This is a genomic window from Paracoccus sp. SCN 68-21, assembly GCF_001724535.1.
GTDB lineage: Bacteria > Pseudomonadota > Alphaproteobacteria > Rhodobacterales > Rhodobacteraceae > Paracoccus > Paracoccus hibiscisoli.
Genome location: NZ_MEES01000064.1, coordinates 127,972 through 142,873, shown reverse-complemented (window position 1 = coordinate 142,873; position 14,902 = coordinate 127,972). Strand labels below are relative to the sequence as shown.

General features: G+C 67.5%; 16 protein-coding genes. 8 read left to right on the top strand and 8 right to left on the bottom strand.

Going from position 1 to position 14,902, the window contains the following annotated elements:
* Positions 1-97 precede the first annotated feature (97 nt).
* Both ABS73_RS14020 and ABS73_RS14015 read left to right on the top strand, forming a co-directional pair.
* Positions 98-973 (top strand): hypothetical protein, encoded by an 876-nt coding sequence (locus ABS73_RS14020; RefSeq protein ID WP_277018316.1) that lies wholly within the window; start codon positions 98-100, stop codon positions 971-973.
* Positions 974-1,199: 226 nt separating this feature from the next.
* Positions 1,200-2,438, top strand: a complete 1,239-nt coding sequence (locus ABS73_RS14015; RefSeq protein ID WP_277018318.1) for a glycosyltransferase — start codon at positions 1,200-1,202, stop codon at positions 2,436-2,438.
* Here ABS73_RS14015 and ABS73_RS14010 read toward each other — a convergent pair.
* The 4 genes from ABS73_RS14010 to ABS73_RS13995 all read right to left on the bottom strand — a co-directional run bounded on the left by ABS73_RS14010 (position 2,379) and on the right by ABS73_RS13995 (position 4,400).
* A complete protein-coding gene (locus ABS73_RS14010; protein ID WP_277018319.1) occupies positions 2,379-2,951 on the bottom strand; it encodes a DUF2585 family protein in 573 nt (190 codons plus the stop codon). The genes ABS73_RS14015 and ABS73_RS14010 overlap by 60 nt on opposite strands.
* 7 nt (positions 2,952-2,958) lie before the next feature.
* Positions 2,959-3,117: a hypothetical protein gene (locus ABS73_RS14005; RefSeq protein WP_277018321.1), complete on the bottom strand. Its 159-nt coding sequence runs from the start codon at positions 3,115-3,117 to the stop codon at positions 2,959-2,961.
* Between the two features lie 79 nt (positions 3,118-3,196).
* Entirely contained in the window at positions 3,197-3,703 is a 507-nt protein-coding gene (locus ABS73_RS14000) for a cell wall hydrolase (protein WP_423805147.1), read from the bottom strand.
* Between the two features lie 31 nt (positions 3,704-3,734).
* Positions 3,735-4,400 carry a FadR/GntR family transcriptional regulator gene (locus tag ABS73_RS13995; RefSeq protein ID WP_277018322.1) on the bottom strand — a complete coding sequence of 222 codons (666 nt, stop codon included), beginning with the start codon at positions 4,398-4,400 and terminating at the stop codon, positions 3,735-3,737.
* A 168-nt stretch (positions 4,401-4,568) separates the two neighbouring features.
* Between ABS73_RS13995 and ABS73_RS13990 the strand changes: the two genes are divergently transcribed.
* From ABS73_RS13990 to hydA, 5 genes are read left to right on the top strand one after another with little or no spacing between them, the layout of a single operon-like run.
* Entirely contained in the window at positions 4,569-5,363 is a 795-nt protein-coding gene (locus tag ABS73_RS13990) for a transporter substrate-binding domain-containing protein (RefSeq protein ID WP_277018325.1), read from the top strand.
* A gap of 45 nt (positions 5,364-5,408) precedes the next feature.
* Positions 5,409-6,080 (top strand): amino acid ABC transporter permease, encoded by a 672-nt coding sequence (locus ABS73_RS13985; protein ID WP_277018326.1) that lies wholly within the window; start codon positions 5,409-5,411, stop codon positions 6,078-6,080.
* Between the two features lies 1 nt (position 6,081).
* Positions 6,082-6,819, top strand: coding sequence for an amino acid ABC transporter ATP-binding protein (locus ABS73_RS13980; RefSeq protein ID WP_277018328.1), 738 nt, complete (start codon positions 6,082-6,084; stop codon positions 6,817-6,819).
* Positions 6,820-6,831: 12 nt separating this feature from the next.
* Positions 6,832-8,061: an aminotransferase class V-fold PLP-dependent enzyme gene (locus tag ABS73_RS13975; RefSeq protein WP_277018330.1), complete on the top strand. Its 1,230-nt coding sequence runs from the start codon at positions 6,832-6,834 to the stop codon at positions 8,059-8,061.
* Positions 8,058-9,464, top strand: coding sequence for a dihydropyrimidinase (gene hydA / locus ABS73_RS13970; RefSeq protein ID WP_277018332.1), 1,407 nt, complete (start codon positions 8,058-8,060; stop codon positions 9,462-9,464). Before ABS73_RS13975 ends, hydA begins: the two co-directional genes overlap by 4 nt.
* Here the strand turns inward: hydA and ABS73_RS13965 are convergent.
* From ABS73_RS13965 to ABS73_RS13950, 4 genes are all read right to left on the bottom strand, one after another.
* Positions 9,461-9,877: a hypothetical protein gene (locus ABS73_RS13965; RefSeq protein ID WP_277018334.1), complete on the bottom strand. Its 417-nt coding sequence runs from the start codon at positions 9,875-9,877 to the stop codon at positions 9,461-9,463. The two genes, hydA and ABS73_RS13965, sit on opposite strands and share 4 nt — an antisense overlap.
* A gap of 67 nt (positions 9,878-9,944) precedes the next feature.
* On the bottom strand, positions 9,945-10,250 hold the full coding sequence (locus tag ABS73_RS13960; protein ID WP_286693526.1) for a hypothetical protein: 306 nt from the start codon (positions 10,248-10,250) through the stop codon (positions 9,945-9,947).
* A gap of 456 nt (positions 10,251-10,706) precedes the next feature.
* Complete coding sequence (locus ABS73_RS13955) at positions 10,707-11,816, bottom strand: ParB/RepB/Spo0J family partition protein (RefSeq protein WP_286693525.1); 1,110 nt, start codon at positions 11,814-11,816, stop codon at positions 10,707-10,709.
* Positions 11,794-13,194, bottom strand: coding sequence for an AAA family ATPase (locus ABS73_RS13950; RefSeq protein WP_277018381.1), 1,401 nt, complete (start codon positions 13,192-13,194; stop codon positions 11,794-11,796). Before ABS73_RS13950 ends, ABS73_RS13955 begins: the two co-directional genes overlap by 23 nt.
* Positions 13,195-13,711: 517 nt before the next feature.
* On the opposite strand from ABS73_RS13950, the gene ABS73_RS13945 reads away from it, so the two are divergent.
* Positions 13,712-14,902, top strand: coding sequence for a replication initiation protein (locus ABS73_RS13945; RefSeq protein WP_277018338.1), 1,191 nt, complete (start codon positions 13,712-13,714; stop codon positions 14,900-14,902).

The following is a 14,902-nucleotide window of genomic DNA, read 5'->3' as shown; positions in this document are numbered from 1 at the left end:
AGGCATTATGCGATAATCCTGGAACATCCCCACACCCTCCCGGTTGGGACCGCTCCACGTGGCAAATGCCGCACCACGAACCCTGAGGAGGACCCCCATGACCAACGCCCTGACACAGACCAGCCGCGCCGCCATCGTGGCCGCAGCCTTGGCCGTTCCCGCCATGACCCTGCCCGCACTGGCCCAGACCCCGCCGCCCGCAGGCGACGCGACCGGGACCCAGACCACCGCCCCAGAGACCTCCACCCCCGAAACCGCCGCCCCCGAAACGCCGGCGATGGACGGCGCCGCCCCCGGCACCGACGCGATGCCGGACGCGGGTCAGACCGGCACCGGGATGGACCAGACCGATATGGAAACCACCGGAACCGAAGGCGACTCCCCCGCCATCGACACCCCGATGGGCAGCGGAGAGAATACCGGCTCTGCCGCGCAGTCGGGCAGTTCCGCCGACATGGATCAGCTGACCTATCAGCGGGTCGTGGCCGACCTGCAATCGGGCCGCGACTTCAGCGATCAGCTGACGGGCGTGGGCGAGGATACGACGATCACCGTCACCCCGCTGAGCGAGCTGGAGCAGCAGGGCGGCGGCGCGCTGTCCACCGCCGAGACCGGCACTCCGCCCCTGACCGGCGGCCAGACCACGAACGAACTCGCGGGCGATAGCGCCCCGCAGACCCAGGGGTCGGGCGCCTCGGCCGGCGCGGCTCCGGATGCGCCCGCGGGCATGGCGGACGGCATGGCCACGGGCGGCGGCACCGATACGGCGGGCATGTCGATGGGCACCCCCGGCGATATCGACATGGCGCTGGAGCAGGCGGGCGACAGCCTGACCACGATGCGCACCGCGCTGGCCGATCATCCGCAGGTCACGCAGGCCTTGGAGGATGCGGGCCATGATGCGCAGGACGTGGTCGCCCTGCATCGCGACGGCGACGAACTGACGGTCATCGTCGACGACCGCGACAGCTGATCGCGACCCGGCACCGCCCGTCCGGTCCCGGATGGGCGGTGTCCGCTGCTGGCCGCCCATGCCATGGCGGCGCACCGCCGCGAAGGCCGATGCCCCTCGGGCATGCCCGACCTGGCGATCGATGGGCAGGCGGCCCTGTCAATGGTGCGGTTTGATCCCCTTGGATTGAACCCGGCGGTTCGCCACGGTGTTCATACCCGACGGCACGGCAAGAACGGAATGCAGGATGGCCCACCACCAACAGATCGGATCGCGCGTGATGCTGATCTGTCCGCCATATCACAGCCACCTGCAGGCCTTCGACGCGCTGGCCTGCGCCTTGCGGGCGCGGGGGCATCAGGTCCGGTCCCTGACCCAGCCCGGCCCGCCCCCGGATACCGGCCGGGGCCTGCGCCACGAGGTCCGCATCGGCGCCGCGCGCACCGATGCGCTGTGCCGCAGCGGCCCGGCCCAGATCGCGCGCTTTCGTCCCGATCTGATCCTGGGCGATCAGACCGAACCCGCCGCGGGCTTGCTGGCGCGGCATCTGGGCGTGCCGATGGTGTCGATCGCCTGCGCACTGCCCTTTGATGCGGAACCGACCCTGCCGCTGCCGTTCCTGGGCTGGTCGCCGGTCTCCTCGCCCCGCGCCATCGAACGGCTGAAAACCGCGCGGCGCATCGCGCAATGGGTGATGAGGCCGCAATCGCGGGTCATAACCGCCTGGTCGACGGCCTGGGGCCTGGGGGATCGGCGCGATTTCACCGATTGCGTGTCCGACCTGATGACCCTGTCGCAGACCGCGCCGGGGTTCGATCATCCGCGCCCCTTCGGCGGTCACCGCATCCGCTATACGGGACTGTTCTGCCCGCCGCTGGCCGGGCCGTTCCCCGATGACATCCGCCCCGACCCCGACCGGCCGCTGATCTATGTCAGCCTGGGCACGCTGCAGGGGCACCGGCTGGCGCTGCTGTCGCGCATCGCGCGGGCCTGCACGCGGGCGGGCGCGCAGGTGCTGGTCACGCATGGCGGCGGGCTGACGCCCGATCAGGCGCGCCGCATCCCCGCGACCTGGGTGCGCGATTTCGTGCCGCAGCGCGCGATCCTGACGCGGGCGGATCTGTGCGTGACGCATGGCGGGCTGAACACCGCGATGGAGTGTCTGGAACAGGGCGTCCCGATGCTGGCCTTGCCGCTGACCAACGATCAGCCGGGCGTCGCCGCGCGCATCGTGGCCAGCGGCACGGGCCTGCGCCTGACACCCGCTTTGGCCACCGAAACACGCATTCTGGCGGCCCTGCGCCGCCTGCTGGCCGACCGAACGTTTCGCGACCGCGCGCGCCGGTTCGCCCGGCAAGCCGCCGCGTGGCCCCGTGCCGAAGGCGCCGTCGATCTGATCGAGACGCTGCTGCCCCCGCAGGCACGCTCAGACGAACTGGCCCACGGCGCGCACGGTCGCGATCGCAAAGCCGTCGTTGATCCATAGCGACAGGCCCAACTCGGTCACGGCCGCAACCGCCAGCACGACCCGCCCCGACAGCCCCCGCGCCAGAACCGCACCCAAGGCGGCGCTGGCGGTATCAGCCAGCGCGTTCAGACGACTGTCGCCCTGATAGGACAGCGGATCGCCCGCCTCATAGCCGAACAGACGGATGCTGGAGGGCAGGTTCTCGACCACTTCCCACACGGTGCTGCCGGCGACGACGACGGCCAGGACGGTCCAGCCGCTCCAGCCCGGCCGCACGCGCCGCAGGATCAGCGCCAGCACAGCGCCAAAGATCAGGTGCAGCGCCGAATAGGGGTCCAGCATGACCCGCGAATTCAGCGCGGGTTCGCCCGGCATCGCCCACAGCCGCCCGCAATCGCAGCCCCAGGGCCGGTCCAGCACCGCGAAATAGGCCAGCGTGACCGCAATGGACGCGACCACCACCGCCAACGCCTTGACGGTGGTGGACCGCAGCGCGGGGTATCGCGGGGCGGCCTGGTCCTGGAACGACACGGGCGCGTCAGACCTTGCCGTCGGGGTCGCGCTTCAGCTTGGCGGGGTTCTGGGTGTCGAACTCTTCGGGGGAATGGGGCACGCCGTGATGGTCGCCCTGCTTGTTGCGGCGATCCGGCTGGTCCTTGTCGGAGGACGTGGGATGGTCCTTGGGGTCGGTGGTCATGGCGCGGTCCTTCCTGCTCGGGGGCTGTCCACGCCAAACCCTAAGCGACCGCGCCTTGTTCCGGCAAAACCGCTGCGCCCTATCGCCGCGTGATGCCCTCAAGGGGCGGCGGCGGGACCGGGCGCGTCACCAGCGCGGGCGGGCGGCGTTCATAAAACGCGTTGCCGCCGGTCGTCACGACGTAATGCATGTTGTTGTAACCCGCCCGATAGCTGGCCGCGTGAAAGAACTGCGCGTTGCCCACCAGCGGATGCCGCTCTCCGCGCAGGACCGACCGCGCGGCCTCGCGGACCAGGCCCGCCTGACGCGGGTCCATGCGGCGCGACATGACGCCGGGCGCGAATTGGTTGCGCTGCGCGACCACCCCGCAGACCGAGCGTGGGTAATCGCCCGACCGCACCCGGTTCATCACCACATGGCCCACCGCGATCATCCCATCGCGGCTGGAGCGGTTCGATTCGAAATACATCGCCCGCTCCATGCATTCCTGCGCGCTTTGCCGCCCGAACCCGCCGCAGCCCGCCAGCACCAGCACCGCGCACAGCGCCGCCTGCCGCCGCGCGCCTTTCCACAATCCTGCCCGCATCTGTCCCCCGGTGCCGTTTCGCCTCATCATGTCAGACGCTGACGCCAGCGCAACGGGCGGTGTTGCGGATATGATCGCGCATCGCAGCCTCCGCGGCGGAGGCATCGGCGCGGGCCAGCGCGGCGATGATGGCGTGATGTTCGGCGATGGACTGGCGCATGCGGTCCGGGTCGGTGTTCGGAATGGGCTGTCGCTGCGTCTCGGTCAGCAATTGCTGGACGGTCTGATACAGCTGCGCCAGCATCCGATTCGAACAGGCCTGCGCGATGGCGCGGTGAAAGGCCAGATCGGCCTCGACATGGGCCACCAGATCGCCCGCGCTCCACGCCGCCTCGAACGCCGTCGCCGCAGTGCGCAGGGTGTCCAGCGCCGCAGGCGTGATGGCGCCCGCGGCCAGGCGGCACAGCTCTGCCTCGATCAGCAGACGGGACTGGAACACGTCGCGCAGATCATGCGCGTCGTCATAGCGCCATGTCGTCTGCGACGGTCGCGCCGCCGGGTCCAGAACGAACGTCCCGCGCGCGGGCAGCGTCTGGACCAGGCCCAACGTCTCCAGCGTCAGCAGCGCCTCGCGCAGGGACGGGCGCGACACGTTCAGCTGTTCGGACAGCACCCGCTGCGACGGCAGCTTCTGCCCCGCCTTGAGTTCGCCCGACCGGATCATCTCCTGCAGGCGACGCGCGATCGTCTGCGTCACAGGCCCCTTGTCCCACATCACTCCCGCACTGCCCTTTCCGCTGGCACCCGATCCACCATCCCTCTGCACAGGAACCACGACCATTGCAAACCGGATCGACCCGTGGCTTGATATTGGTCAGACCGGTTAGTCCGGTCAATCCAGAATCATAAAGTCGGGGAGACTATCATGTTCGGACACGGAATGCGGACCACGGCGCTGGCGCTGGCCCTGATGGCGGGGTCGGCCCTGTCGGCTGCGGCCCAGCAGACACTGACGGTGGGCGCCAATATCGGCAACGTCCCGTGGGAGTTTCAGAACGATGCCGGAGAGTTCGTCGGCTTCGAGATCGACCTGGTCGCCGCCGTGGCCGAGCGCATGGGCGCCGAGGTCGAGACGGTGAACATCCCCTTCAACGGGCTGTTCTCGGCCGTGCAGTCCGGGCGGATCGACATCGCCACCAGCTCGATCACCATCACCGACGCGCGCCTGGAATCGGTGACCTTCGCCCAGCCCTATTACGACAGCGACCAGTCGCTGACCGCCCTGGCCGAGGGTCCGCAATCCCTGGCCGAGATGGAGGGCAAGGTGGTCGGCGTCGACACCGGATCGACCGGTGACATGTGGGCGACCGAGAACCAGGCCGAATACGGGTTTGCCGACATCCGCCGCTATGAGGGGCTGGCCCCCGCGATGCTGGACCTGCAGGCTGGCCGGATCGACGGATACATCTCGGACATCCCGGCGCTGCAATATTACGTCGTGGACAAGCCGCAGCTGGCCGTGGTCGAACGCATCCCCACCGGAGAGAAATATTCGATGATGTTCGCCAAGGACGCCGAACTGGCGACCCAGGTCAACGCCGTTCTGGACGACCTCAAGACCGAGGGCGTGTTGGCGCAGCTGCACGAAAAGTGGTTCGGCGTGGCGCCTGATGCGGAATCCTCGACCGTCACCGTCCTGCCGATGCCCGCGCTGGATTGATCCGACACCCGGGTCCGGGCCCGTCCCGGACCCGAAAGGATGCACATGGATATTTTCGACACCTTCCTGAATGCCGATGTGATGCGGCGCACCTTTCCCATGCTGCTGCAGGGCCTGTGGATCACGCTGCAGCTGGGGGCGGCCAGCATCGTCGCGGGGCTGGTGCTGGGCCTGGGGCTGGCGATGGCGCGTCTCTACGGGCCCGCGCCCGTGCGGTTCGTGACGCGGCTGTACATCGACATCTTCCGATCGATCCCGCTGCTGGTCCTGCTGATCATCGTCTATTACGCCCTGCCCTTCGTGGGCCTGCGCCTGTCGCCGTTCCTGTCCGCCATGGGCGCGCTGACGCTGGTGTCGGGCGCCTACACCGCCGAGATCTTTCGCGCGGGCATCGAGGCGATCCCCAAGGGCCAGTTCGAGGCCTCGGCCGCCCTGGGCCTGAACGGTCGCCAGACCATGGCCGACGTGATCCTGCCGCAGGCGGTGCGGATCGTCATTCCGCCGCTGACCAACAATTCGATCAACGTGGTCAAGGACACCGCGCTGGCGTCGGTCGTCGCCATGCCCGACCTGCTGAAGCAGGCGACGCAGGCGCAGGCGCTGGCCGCCAATCCCACGCCGCTGATCGTGGCGGCGGCGATCTATATCGCGTTCCTGTGGCCGCTGGTGGCACTGGTGTCGCGCATGGAACGCCGCTTTTCGGCACGGGGGCGCTGAGATGAGCGGTTTCGTCAGCATCCGCAACCTGCGGAAATCCTATGGCAGCTTCGAGGCCCTGCGCGGCATCGACCTGGACGTCGCCAAGGGCGAGGTCGTGTGCATCATCGGCCCGTCGGGGTCCGGAAAATCCACCCTGATCCGCTGCATCAACCGGCTGGAGGGGTTCGACCCGGCCAGCGAGATCCGCGTGGACGGCACCCCCGTCACCACCGGCCGCGCCCTGGCAAAGGTGCGCGCCGAGGTCGGCATGGTGTTCCAGTCCTTCAACCTGTTTCCCCACCTGACCGTGCGCGAAAACGTCATGCTGGCGCCCCGCCGCGTGCGCCGCACCACGCGCGCCGATGCGGCGGCCCAGGCCGACCGCCTGCTGGAGCGCGTGGGTATCGGCGATCAGGCCGACAAGTATCCGGGCCACCTGTCCGGCGGCCAGCAGCAGCGCGTGGCCATCGCCCGGGCGCTTGCGATGGAGCCGCAGGTGATGCTGTTCGACGAACCGACCAGCGCGCTGGACCCCGAGATGGTGGGCGAGGTGCTGGACGTCATGCGCGATCTGGCCCGCACCGGCGTCACCATGATCGTCGTCACGCACGAGATGGGCTTTGCCTCCCAGGTGGCCGACCGTGTCATCTTCATGGATGCGGGCCAGATCGTCGAACAGGGACCGCCCGCGCAGGTGCTGTCCGACCCCCAAGAACCACGCACACGCAATTTCCTGGGCGCCGTGCTGAACCACTGAAGGACCACCCCGATGACACAGCTGGACATGGCCTATGTGCAGTCCCAATTCCCCGGCCTGACGCAGGACTGGGTGTTTTTCGACAATGCCGGCGGATCGCAGATCGCCCAGCCCGCGCTGGACCGCATGGTCGAGTTCCTGACCCACAGGAACGTCCAGATCGGCGGCAGCTATGCGGTATCACAGGCCGCCGCCGATGCCCTGATGACGGGCCGTCGCGCCGCCGCGACGCTGGTCAACGCCGCCCGCCCCGAGGAGATCGTCTTCGGCCCCTCGACCACGGTGCTGATGGGCAACCTGATGCAGGCGATGCGCCGCCAGTTCGCCCCCGGTGACGAGGTCATCGTCACCATGGCCGATCACGAAAGCAATATCGGCCCCTGGACCCGGCTGGAGGAGTTCGGCGTCACCCTCAAGGTCTGGCCGCTGAACGCCGACACGATGGACCTGCAACTGGCCGATCTGGCCCCGCTGATGACCGACCGCACCCGGCTGGTCTGCGTGACGCATGTTTCCAATATCCTGGGCCAGGTGCATCCGATCGCGGATTTCGCGCGCTTCATCCACGATCACGGCGCACGGATCTGCGTCGATGCGGTCGCCTATGCGCCGCACCGGCTGATCGACGTACGGGCCTGGGATGTCGATTACTATGTCTTCAGCCTCTACAAGGCCTATGGTCCGCATGGGGCGCTGATGTATGGCAAATACGACCTGCTGGCCGACCTGGACGGGCTGTATCACTATTTCTACGGCAAGGATAAGGTTTCGGCCAAGCTGGAGCCCGGCAACCCCAGCTATGAAGCGGCCTTCGCCACCGACGGCATCCTGGCCTATCTGACCGATCTGGCCCGCCATCACGGCGCCACGGGCGATCACCGCGCCCTGCTGGCGGCCGCGTTCGATCTGATCACCGCGCAGGAGGATGCGCTGACCGACCGCCTGCTGGCCTGGCTGTCGGCGCGCAACGATTGCCGCGTGATGGGCCAGCCGGTCAACCGCGACAGCACCCGCGTGCCGACCATCGCCTTCAAGTTCGACGGCGTCGATTCCGGCAGCGTCGCCCGCGCGATGGACGATCACGGCATCGCCATGCGCTTCGGCGATTTCCACTCGCGCCGCCTGGTCGAGCATCTGAGAGAGGATCAGGACGGCGGCGTGCTGCGCGTGTCGATGGTCCATTACAACACGCTGGATCAGGTCGACCGCCTGACCGACGCGCTGGCCCGGATCGTCGCATGAGCGGGCTGGACCTGGTCATCGCGGGCGGCACGGTCGTCACCGCCGCCGACAGCTACGGCGCCGATATCGGCATCAAGGACGGGCGCATCGCGCAGATCGGGCACAATCTGTCCGGCGCCGACCGTATCGACGCCACCGGGCTGCTGGTCCTGCCCGGCGGCATCGACGCGCATGTGCATCTGGACCAGCCAACGTCGGACGGCACGACCATGGCGGACGATTTCGCCAGCGGCACAAGGTCGGCGGCGGCGGGCGGCAACACGACCCTGCTGCCCTTTGCGCTGCAGATCCGGGGACAGTCGCTGCGCGCCTGCGTCGAGGATTATCACCGCAAGGCGCAGGGCAACTGTCACACCGACGTGTCCTTCCACCTAATCGTCAGCGACCCGACCCCGCAGGTGCTGGGACAGGAGCTGCCGGCGCTGGTGCGCGACGGCTATACCTCGTTCAAGGTCTTCATGACCTATGACGACCTGGTGCTGAACGACGCCCAGATCCTCGACGTGTTCGAGGTCGCGCGCCGCGAACGCGCCCTGGTCATGGTCCATGCCGAGGGGCATGACGCCATCCGCCACCTGACCCGCCGGCTGGAGGCCGAGGGCCGCACCGCGCCGTACTATCACGGCCAGGCGCACGCCCAGATCGCCGAACGCGAGGCCACGCATCGCGCCATCAGCCACGCCCAGCTGATCGACGTGCCGGTGGTCATCGTCCACGTCTCGGGCCGCGACCCGATGGAGCAGATCCAATGGGCCCGCGCCCGCGGCCTCAAGGTCCATGCCGAGACCTGCCCCCAATACATCGCCCTGACCGCCGAGGACCTGCGCGGGCTGGACATGGATTTCGACGGCGCACGGTATGTCTGCTCCCCTCCCCCGCGCGATGCGGACAGCCAGGCGGCGATCTGGCAGGGGCTGCGGGACGGCACCTTCGACATCTTCTCCTCCGACCATTGCCCGTTCCGCATCGACGCCACGGGCAAGGACACGCCCCGCGCGCGGTCCTCGTTCAAATACGTGCCCAACGGCATTCCGGGGGTGGAAACGCGCCTGCCGATCCTGTTCTCCGAAGGCGTCAGCAAGGGCCGGATCAGCCTGCAGCGCTTCGTGGCGCTGACCTCGACCAACCCGGCGCGGCTCTATGGCCTCTATCCGCAAAAGGGCAGCATCGCCATCGGCGCGGATGCCGACCTGACCCTCTGGGACCCCACCCTGACGCGCCCCATCCGACAGACCGACCTGAACCACGGCTGCGACTATACCCCCTATGAGGGGCTGCAGATCACCGGCTGGCCGGTCCGCACCCTGCTGCGCGGGCACACCATCGCACAGGACGGCCGCCCCTGCGGCGACCCCCAGGGGGCTCACCTGCCCCGCGGCACCAGCGAGGCCTTTGCCCCCTAGCCGCCCTCCCCCACCACCACAGACATGCCGGGCCGCAGCCCCGCGCGGCCCTGACCGGGGTCGATCAGGTTGCCCACCGGCAGGCGCTGTGCGATCTTGGTGACATTGCTGCCACCCGCGCCGCCCGCCAACAGGCCAAACTCGACCGTGGGGTCACGCCCTGGTCCAGCAGTTGCCCCGACCGCGCCGCCTGCGGCTGCCGCTGGCGCGATCACCCCGGACAGCGTCACCATCTGCGCAGACGCAACGCCCAGCCCCTGGAACATGCGCGGCGCCCTGTCCCACTGTTCCGACAGGATCAGGCGGAACAGCGAATGGGCCCCAGTCAGATGCAGGGTCGCGGGCCTGACCGGCCGGTGGATGTCCAAAAGCAGCGACCTCCGGTTCAACTCGACCAACAGGGCTAGGGCCATGGCACCGGCCAGCCGATCCAGGCCACATGCGGCCGGTCGTGAATCGGCCCCAGGACACGAGCCTTGATTAGCACCTTCCGAACCCTAGGGCGGTCAGCGACAGGCCACCAAGTGCGACCGTCACGCCCGCGCGGACAGTCACGTCAAGACCCTCCCGCGGGCGATGGAACACGCCAACGATCAGCAGGAGCCCCGCAAAGCCGCCAGTGGTCAGATAGCCCGCCAGCATAAACCCCGCGCAGACCAGGATCACCGTTACCAGTTGCGACCCCATGATTTGCAGGGCCGACTGGACAGGCATCACTTCGCAGGCCTTCAGCGTGGGGACGCGATAGCGGGCTTCGCCGGTGTCCAACAGCTGGGCGCCGGACACCCTGCCGGATCAGCCGACCCTCCCTCAGCGCGGCGGCGGGATCACTGATCCGCGCGGTCATGGCCACGTCATGCAGTACGATCACCGGGCTTCGGTCCTGATCGGCGCGGTGACGGGCTCATCCAGAAGCAGGGTCCCAAGCCCGTGCGCGACCGTCAAGGCCAGCCGGGCCCGCCTGCCCTCCTCGCCAACAGACTATCGACCACCCGCTTAGCCAACGCTCCCCACAACGCACCAACGTCGTTGGCGACCCGCGCATCCCAAGCCCACGGGAACCGTAATGCCATGCTGCCCGCAGCCAGACCAAAAGCCGGTTCGTACCAATGGCCCCATCTCTGCCATCTAATAAATAATCATTTATTATCAATGAGTTAATTAGATCAAGCTCTGCTACACACGAAGACGAGGGCGAGGCGGCAAGCCCCTGCCCTGCCCTTACGGTTTCGCAGCGAAACCTCAGCGCTCCAGCAGCGCGCGGATTTCCAGCATAAGACTGTCCATCAGCTCCGAGGTCAGCGCCGCCCCCTCCAGCCGCAACACATGCCCCCGGCTATCGGCGGACCTGCGGATCGTGATCCCGCCCGAGGTCCGCAGTGTCTTGTCGTCGATCCAACCCATGTTGGGGGCCGCCCGCTTGGGCCGCCCGCCCCGCGCCGGGTCGCGGATACCCGCCTCCTGCTGCCGGATGACCGGCTCAATCACCCCCCATTCCTCATCGGCATCCACCGGCGTCGCACGAGACAGCGCCTGGCGCACCTGCGCCTCGGCCCCCTGCCGCAGCGCCGTGGCCAGCTGCAGGCCGCGCCGTTCGGTCAGCTGCTCGGGGAACTGCAGCATGTCGCCCAATTCCTCAAAGATCAGCGCAAAGGACCGGATCTTGGACCGCTTGGCCTTGGACCCGGTCGCGAACAGCTTGTCCACCGCATCCTCGGTATTGGCAAAGGCCCCATGATTGGCCGCAATGACGGCAATGCGCCCCCGTTCGAAATGGCTCAGATTCTCGCGAACTTCGTTCTCTTCGATCATCGAGACAAAGGCCTGCCCCGTGTCCGACCGCGGCCGGATGATCGCCCGGATGGTGGCATAAGTCGGGGCCTGCGTCAGCTCCCGCAGGCCGCGCGTCGCCAGCAACCGCCGATAGCCCGACAGCAGGCCATAGCGCTGCCCGTCCCTGCCCGGCTGCTCCAGCTCGAACACCTCGATCGGAAGCCGTAGGCCATGCGCCGCGATCGACTGGCGCAGTTCCAGCATCTCGGCCTCGCCCATGGTCATGCGGTCGCGGATCATCGCGTCCTCGTCGATCTGCTCCAGGGCCAGATCGGCCATCAGCAACCCGCGCGCCTCGGCATCATGCAGACGGGCGGCATCGGCCTCGGTCCGGGCACGGTTGGCGCGGGCCTCCGCACCCTCGGCCTGGACATGGGACGCGCTGTCGGCGGCGACCTGCGCGATGGGTGCGATGCCCCGGACCGAGGCCGCCCGGTCAAAGGTTTCGCTGCGAAACTCTGCCTCGATCCGACTCAAGTCGTCGGTGCTGGGGGTTTCAAGGCGTCGGCGCTTGACCATTTGTCGTCTCCTCCTTCTCCATCTGCAGATCGCGCCACCAGGCGCCCAGGATCAGTTCCTTGACCTCGGCCCAGGTCCGGTCAAAGGTCTCGCGGCCCCGGACATAGGTGTCGCGGTTGAACTCTCGGTAATCGGCCTCATAGATGCCGTTCACTTGCTCTCCGGCCTGACCGACCATGGCGGTCAGCTCCTGGCGATAGGTGGTCATGAAATCGCCGAAATAGGCCTGGATCACGTTGGCCAGATCGGTCTGCTGACCGGCCTCGAAGCGGGTGATGATGGCGCGCACCGCGTCCCATTCGAACCGCATCTCGGGCAGGCCGTCGCGGCGGCGGGCGGTGTTCTCTCCCTCCTCGACGCTGGCGAAGGTCGAATAGAGCATGTCAAAGAACCGCCCCGTCGAATCGAACTCCAAGAAGGTCGCGCCCAGGGGGACCAGCAGAATATCAGCCGCGGCCAAGGCGTTAATGGTCAGATAGCCCAGGGCAGGGGGGGTGTCGATGATGATGATATCGTATTCATCGACGACCCCGTCATGGGTCAAGCCGTTCGACAGCGCGTCCCACAGCGGCCAGCCACGCAGGCCCATGCGCCAGACCGGTACCTGGAATTCCGCCCAGTAGAGGTTCAGCTGCGCGCCCAGCAGGTCGATGTTGGGCCAATGCGTCTTCTGGATCAGGTCGCGGGCGCCGATGTTCAGCGCCTCGGTCAGGGTCTCGTCGAAGGGCAGGGGGGGCTGGCCGCGGGCCTCGCGGACGCGGTTCTCGTCCTGCAGGGCCAGGGCATAGTCCTTGGCCAGCAAGGGGAAGGCGGTCGACCATTCATCCGTGACCTGCCCACCCATGATCGAGGTCATGCTGCCTTGGCTGTCCAGATCGATCACCAGCACCTTGTAGCCGTCCAGCGCCGCGGACATGGCCAGATGCGCGGCGGTCGATGTCTTGCCCACGCCGCCCTTGAAATTCGCGACGGCCAGGATCTTGGCGGGCAGGCCCTCGGGGCGCCAGGGGCGGTATTCGCGGTCGGGCGCGCCTTCGCTGGCGAAGTGGTCGCGCAGGCGCAGGACGTCCTCGAGGGTGAACCATTTCGAATTGCCTTCTCCGACGCCTTGGGGCAGGTCGGGATGCTTGCGCAGGACGCGGCGGAAATGGGCGGTGGCCACGGGGATCAGATAGCGGCAGACTTCCCAGGTGGAGAAGCGGCGCAGGCGCTTGCGCCCGTCGGGGGCATAGCCCCGCTCGGCCAGATCCTGGCGACCGCGGGCGGCAAAGGCGGCAGCCTTGGCGAATCGGGCGGTGCCGATGGGTTCCGACAGCCGCTTGGCGGCGCGAGCGGGGTCGATGCTGAAATAGGGCGGAAGCGGCTCTTTGCCTGACATCATGTTCCTGCTGTGATGTATCATATTGCGAGGCTTAGCCCCTGATCTATCGCACATCAAAAGGCAGTTGGGAATCACAGATGCCCGGTTTCGCGGCGAAACCCCTCATTCCAAGCCAGAAAGACACCCTCAAAGCTTGTATCTAGTTTAGGAACTTTAGAATCTTTGGGATCATAAAATCATTCAGGATCAATGCTTTTGAGGCAATCCGGTGCCCGTTTCCGGGACGAGGGGTGCCCGGATCCAGGCTGAAAGGTGCCTGAATGCGGGGGCAGGGGTGCCGATTCGCGGTTTGAGCGGTGCCAAGCTGCGGGAAGGGCCTGACGGGAGACGAAAAAGGCAGGCCCACGCCCTGAAACCGGTCCGGCGGTCCCGAATATGGGTCCCTTTGGCTGACGGCACCGTGTTCAGGTGCCCGGTTACGGGATGGTGGAAAACCGGGCTGGGGTGCCCCTTGGGCGCTTGCCGACGGGTGCCTTTTGGGGCAGCATGAAGAAAAAGGAAGCCGGCCCCGGTGATGGACGACATACCCCGCGAACATCTGTCAGGCGCCCTGCGGCGCGGTGCGGTCAAGAAGCATGTGGCCGCGATCCATGTGTCGGGCAAGCTGACGCTGCTGCAGCGTAAGCTGTCGAACGTGCTGCTGCTGAATGCCTATGACACGCTGATGTCGCGGCAGAGCCACCAGATCGACGCGCGCACGCTGTGCCTGATGATCGGCTACAACAGCAACGACATGGACACGTTGAAGCAATCGCTGCGCGGGCTGGTCGAGACGGTGGCCGAATGGGACATGCTGGATGACAAGGGGCGGCAGGAATGGGGGGTCTCCAGCCTGCTGAGCTATGCGAAGCTGAAGGGGGGCGTGTGCGAATATGCCTATTCCCCGGCGCTGGCCGAGAAGCTTCACGACCCCAAGGTCTTTGCGCTGATCAACCTGAACATGCAGCGGCGCTTCACGTCGGGGCACGCGCTGGCGCTGTACGAGAACTGTTACCGCTTTGTGCGGACCGGATCGACGGGCTGGTGGCCACTGGACCTGTTCCGTCGCCTGATGGGGGTGGAGGGGTCGGCCTATTACGAAGTGTTCAAGCAGCTGAACGCCAAGATCATCAAGCCTGCGGTGACCGAGGTGAACAAGACCTCGAACATCATCCTGGCGCCCGAGACCAAAAAGCAAGGCAGGGCGGTCACCCATATCCGGTTCCTGATCAAGGAGAACCCGCAGCTGGCGATCCTGGACATGGATGACGGTGAGGGGGCGCGCCACGGGCCGGTCTATGCCCGCCTGCGCGCGCTTGGGGTCAGCGACCGGTTGGCGCGGCAGTGGCTGTCGGCGCATGGCGACGCGATGGTCGCGGCCAAGCTGGATTACGTCGAGGCGCGCCAGAACGTGGTCAGCAAGGTGGGTTACCTGAGCGCCGCGCTGGACGGCGATTTCGGCGCGCCCGAACCCGAACCCGCCCCCCTGAACCCGCAGGCCGAGCGTCTGCGCCGCATCCTGGAGGTCATCCGCGCGCGCACGCCCACGCAGCGCGACGCCGACCGCCGCCTGTTCGCCAGTCAGCTGACCGACCGCGCCGCCCGCGCCGATTTCGAGCGCCACGGCTGGATGTCGCCGCTGAACGCGGCGCGCATCGCGGCGTTCTGGGAGGACATGTCGCCGGGCCTGTTCGCGGATTCCGCCCTGACGGCGGGCGCCCGCTGA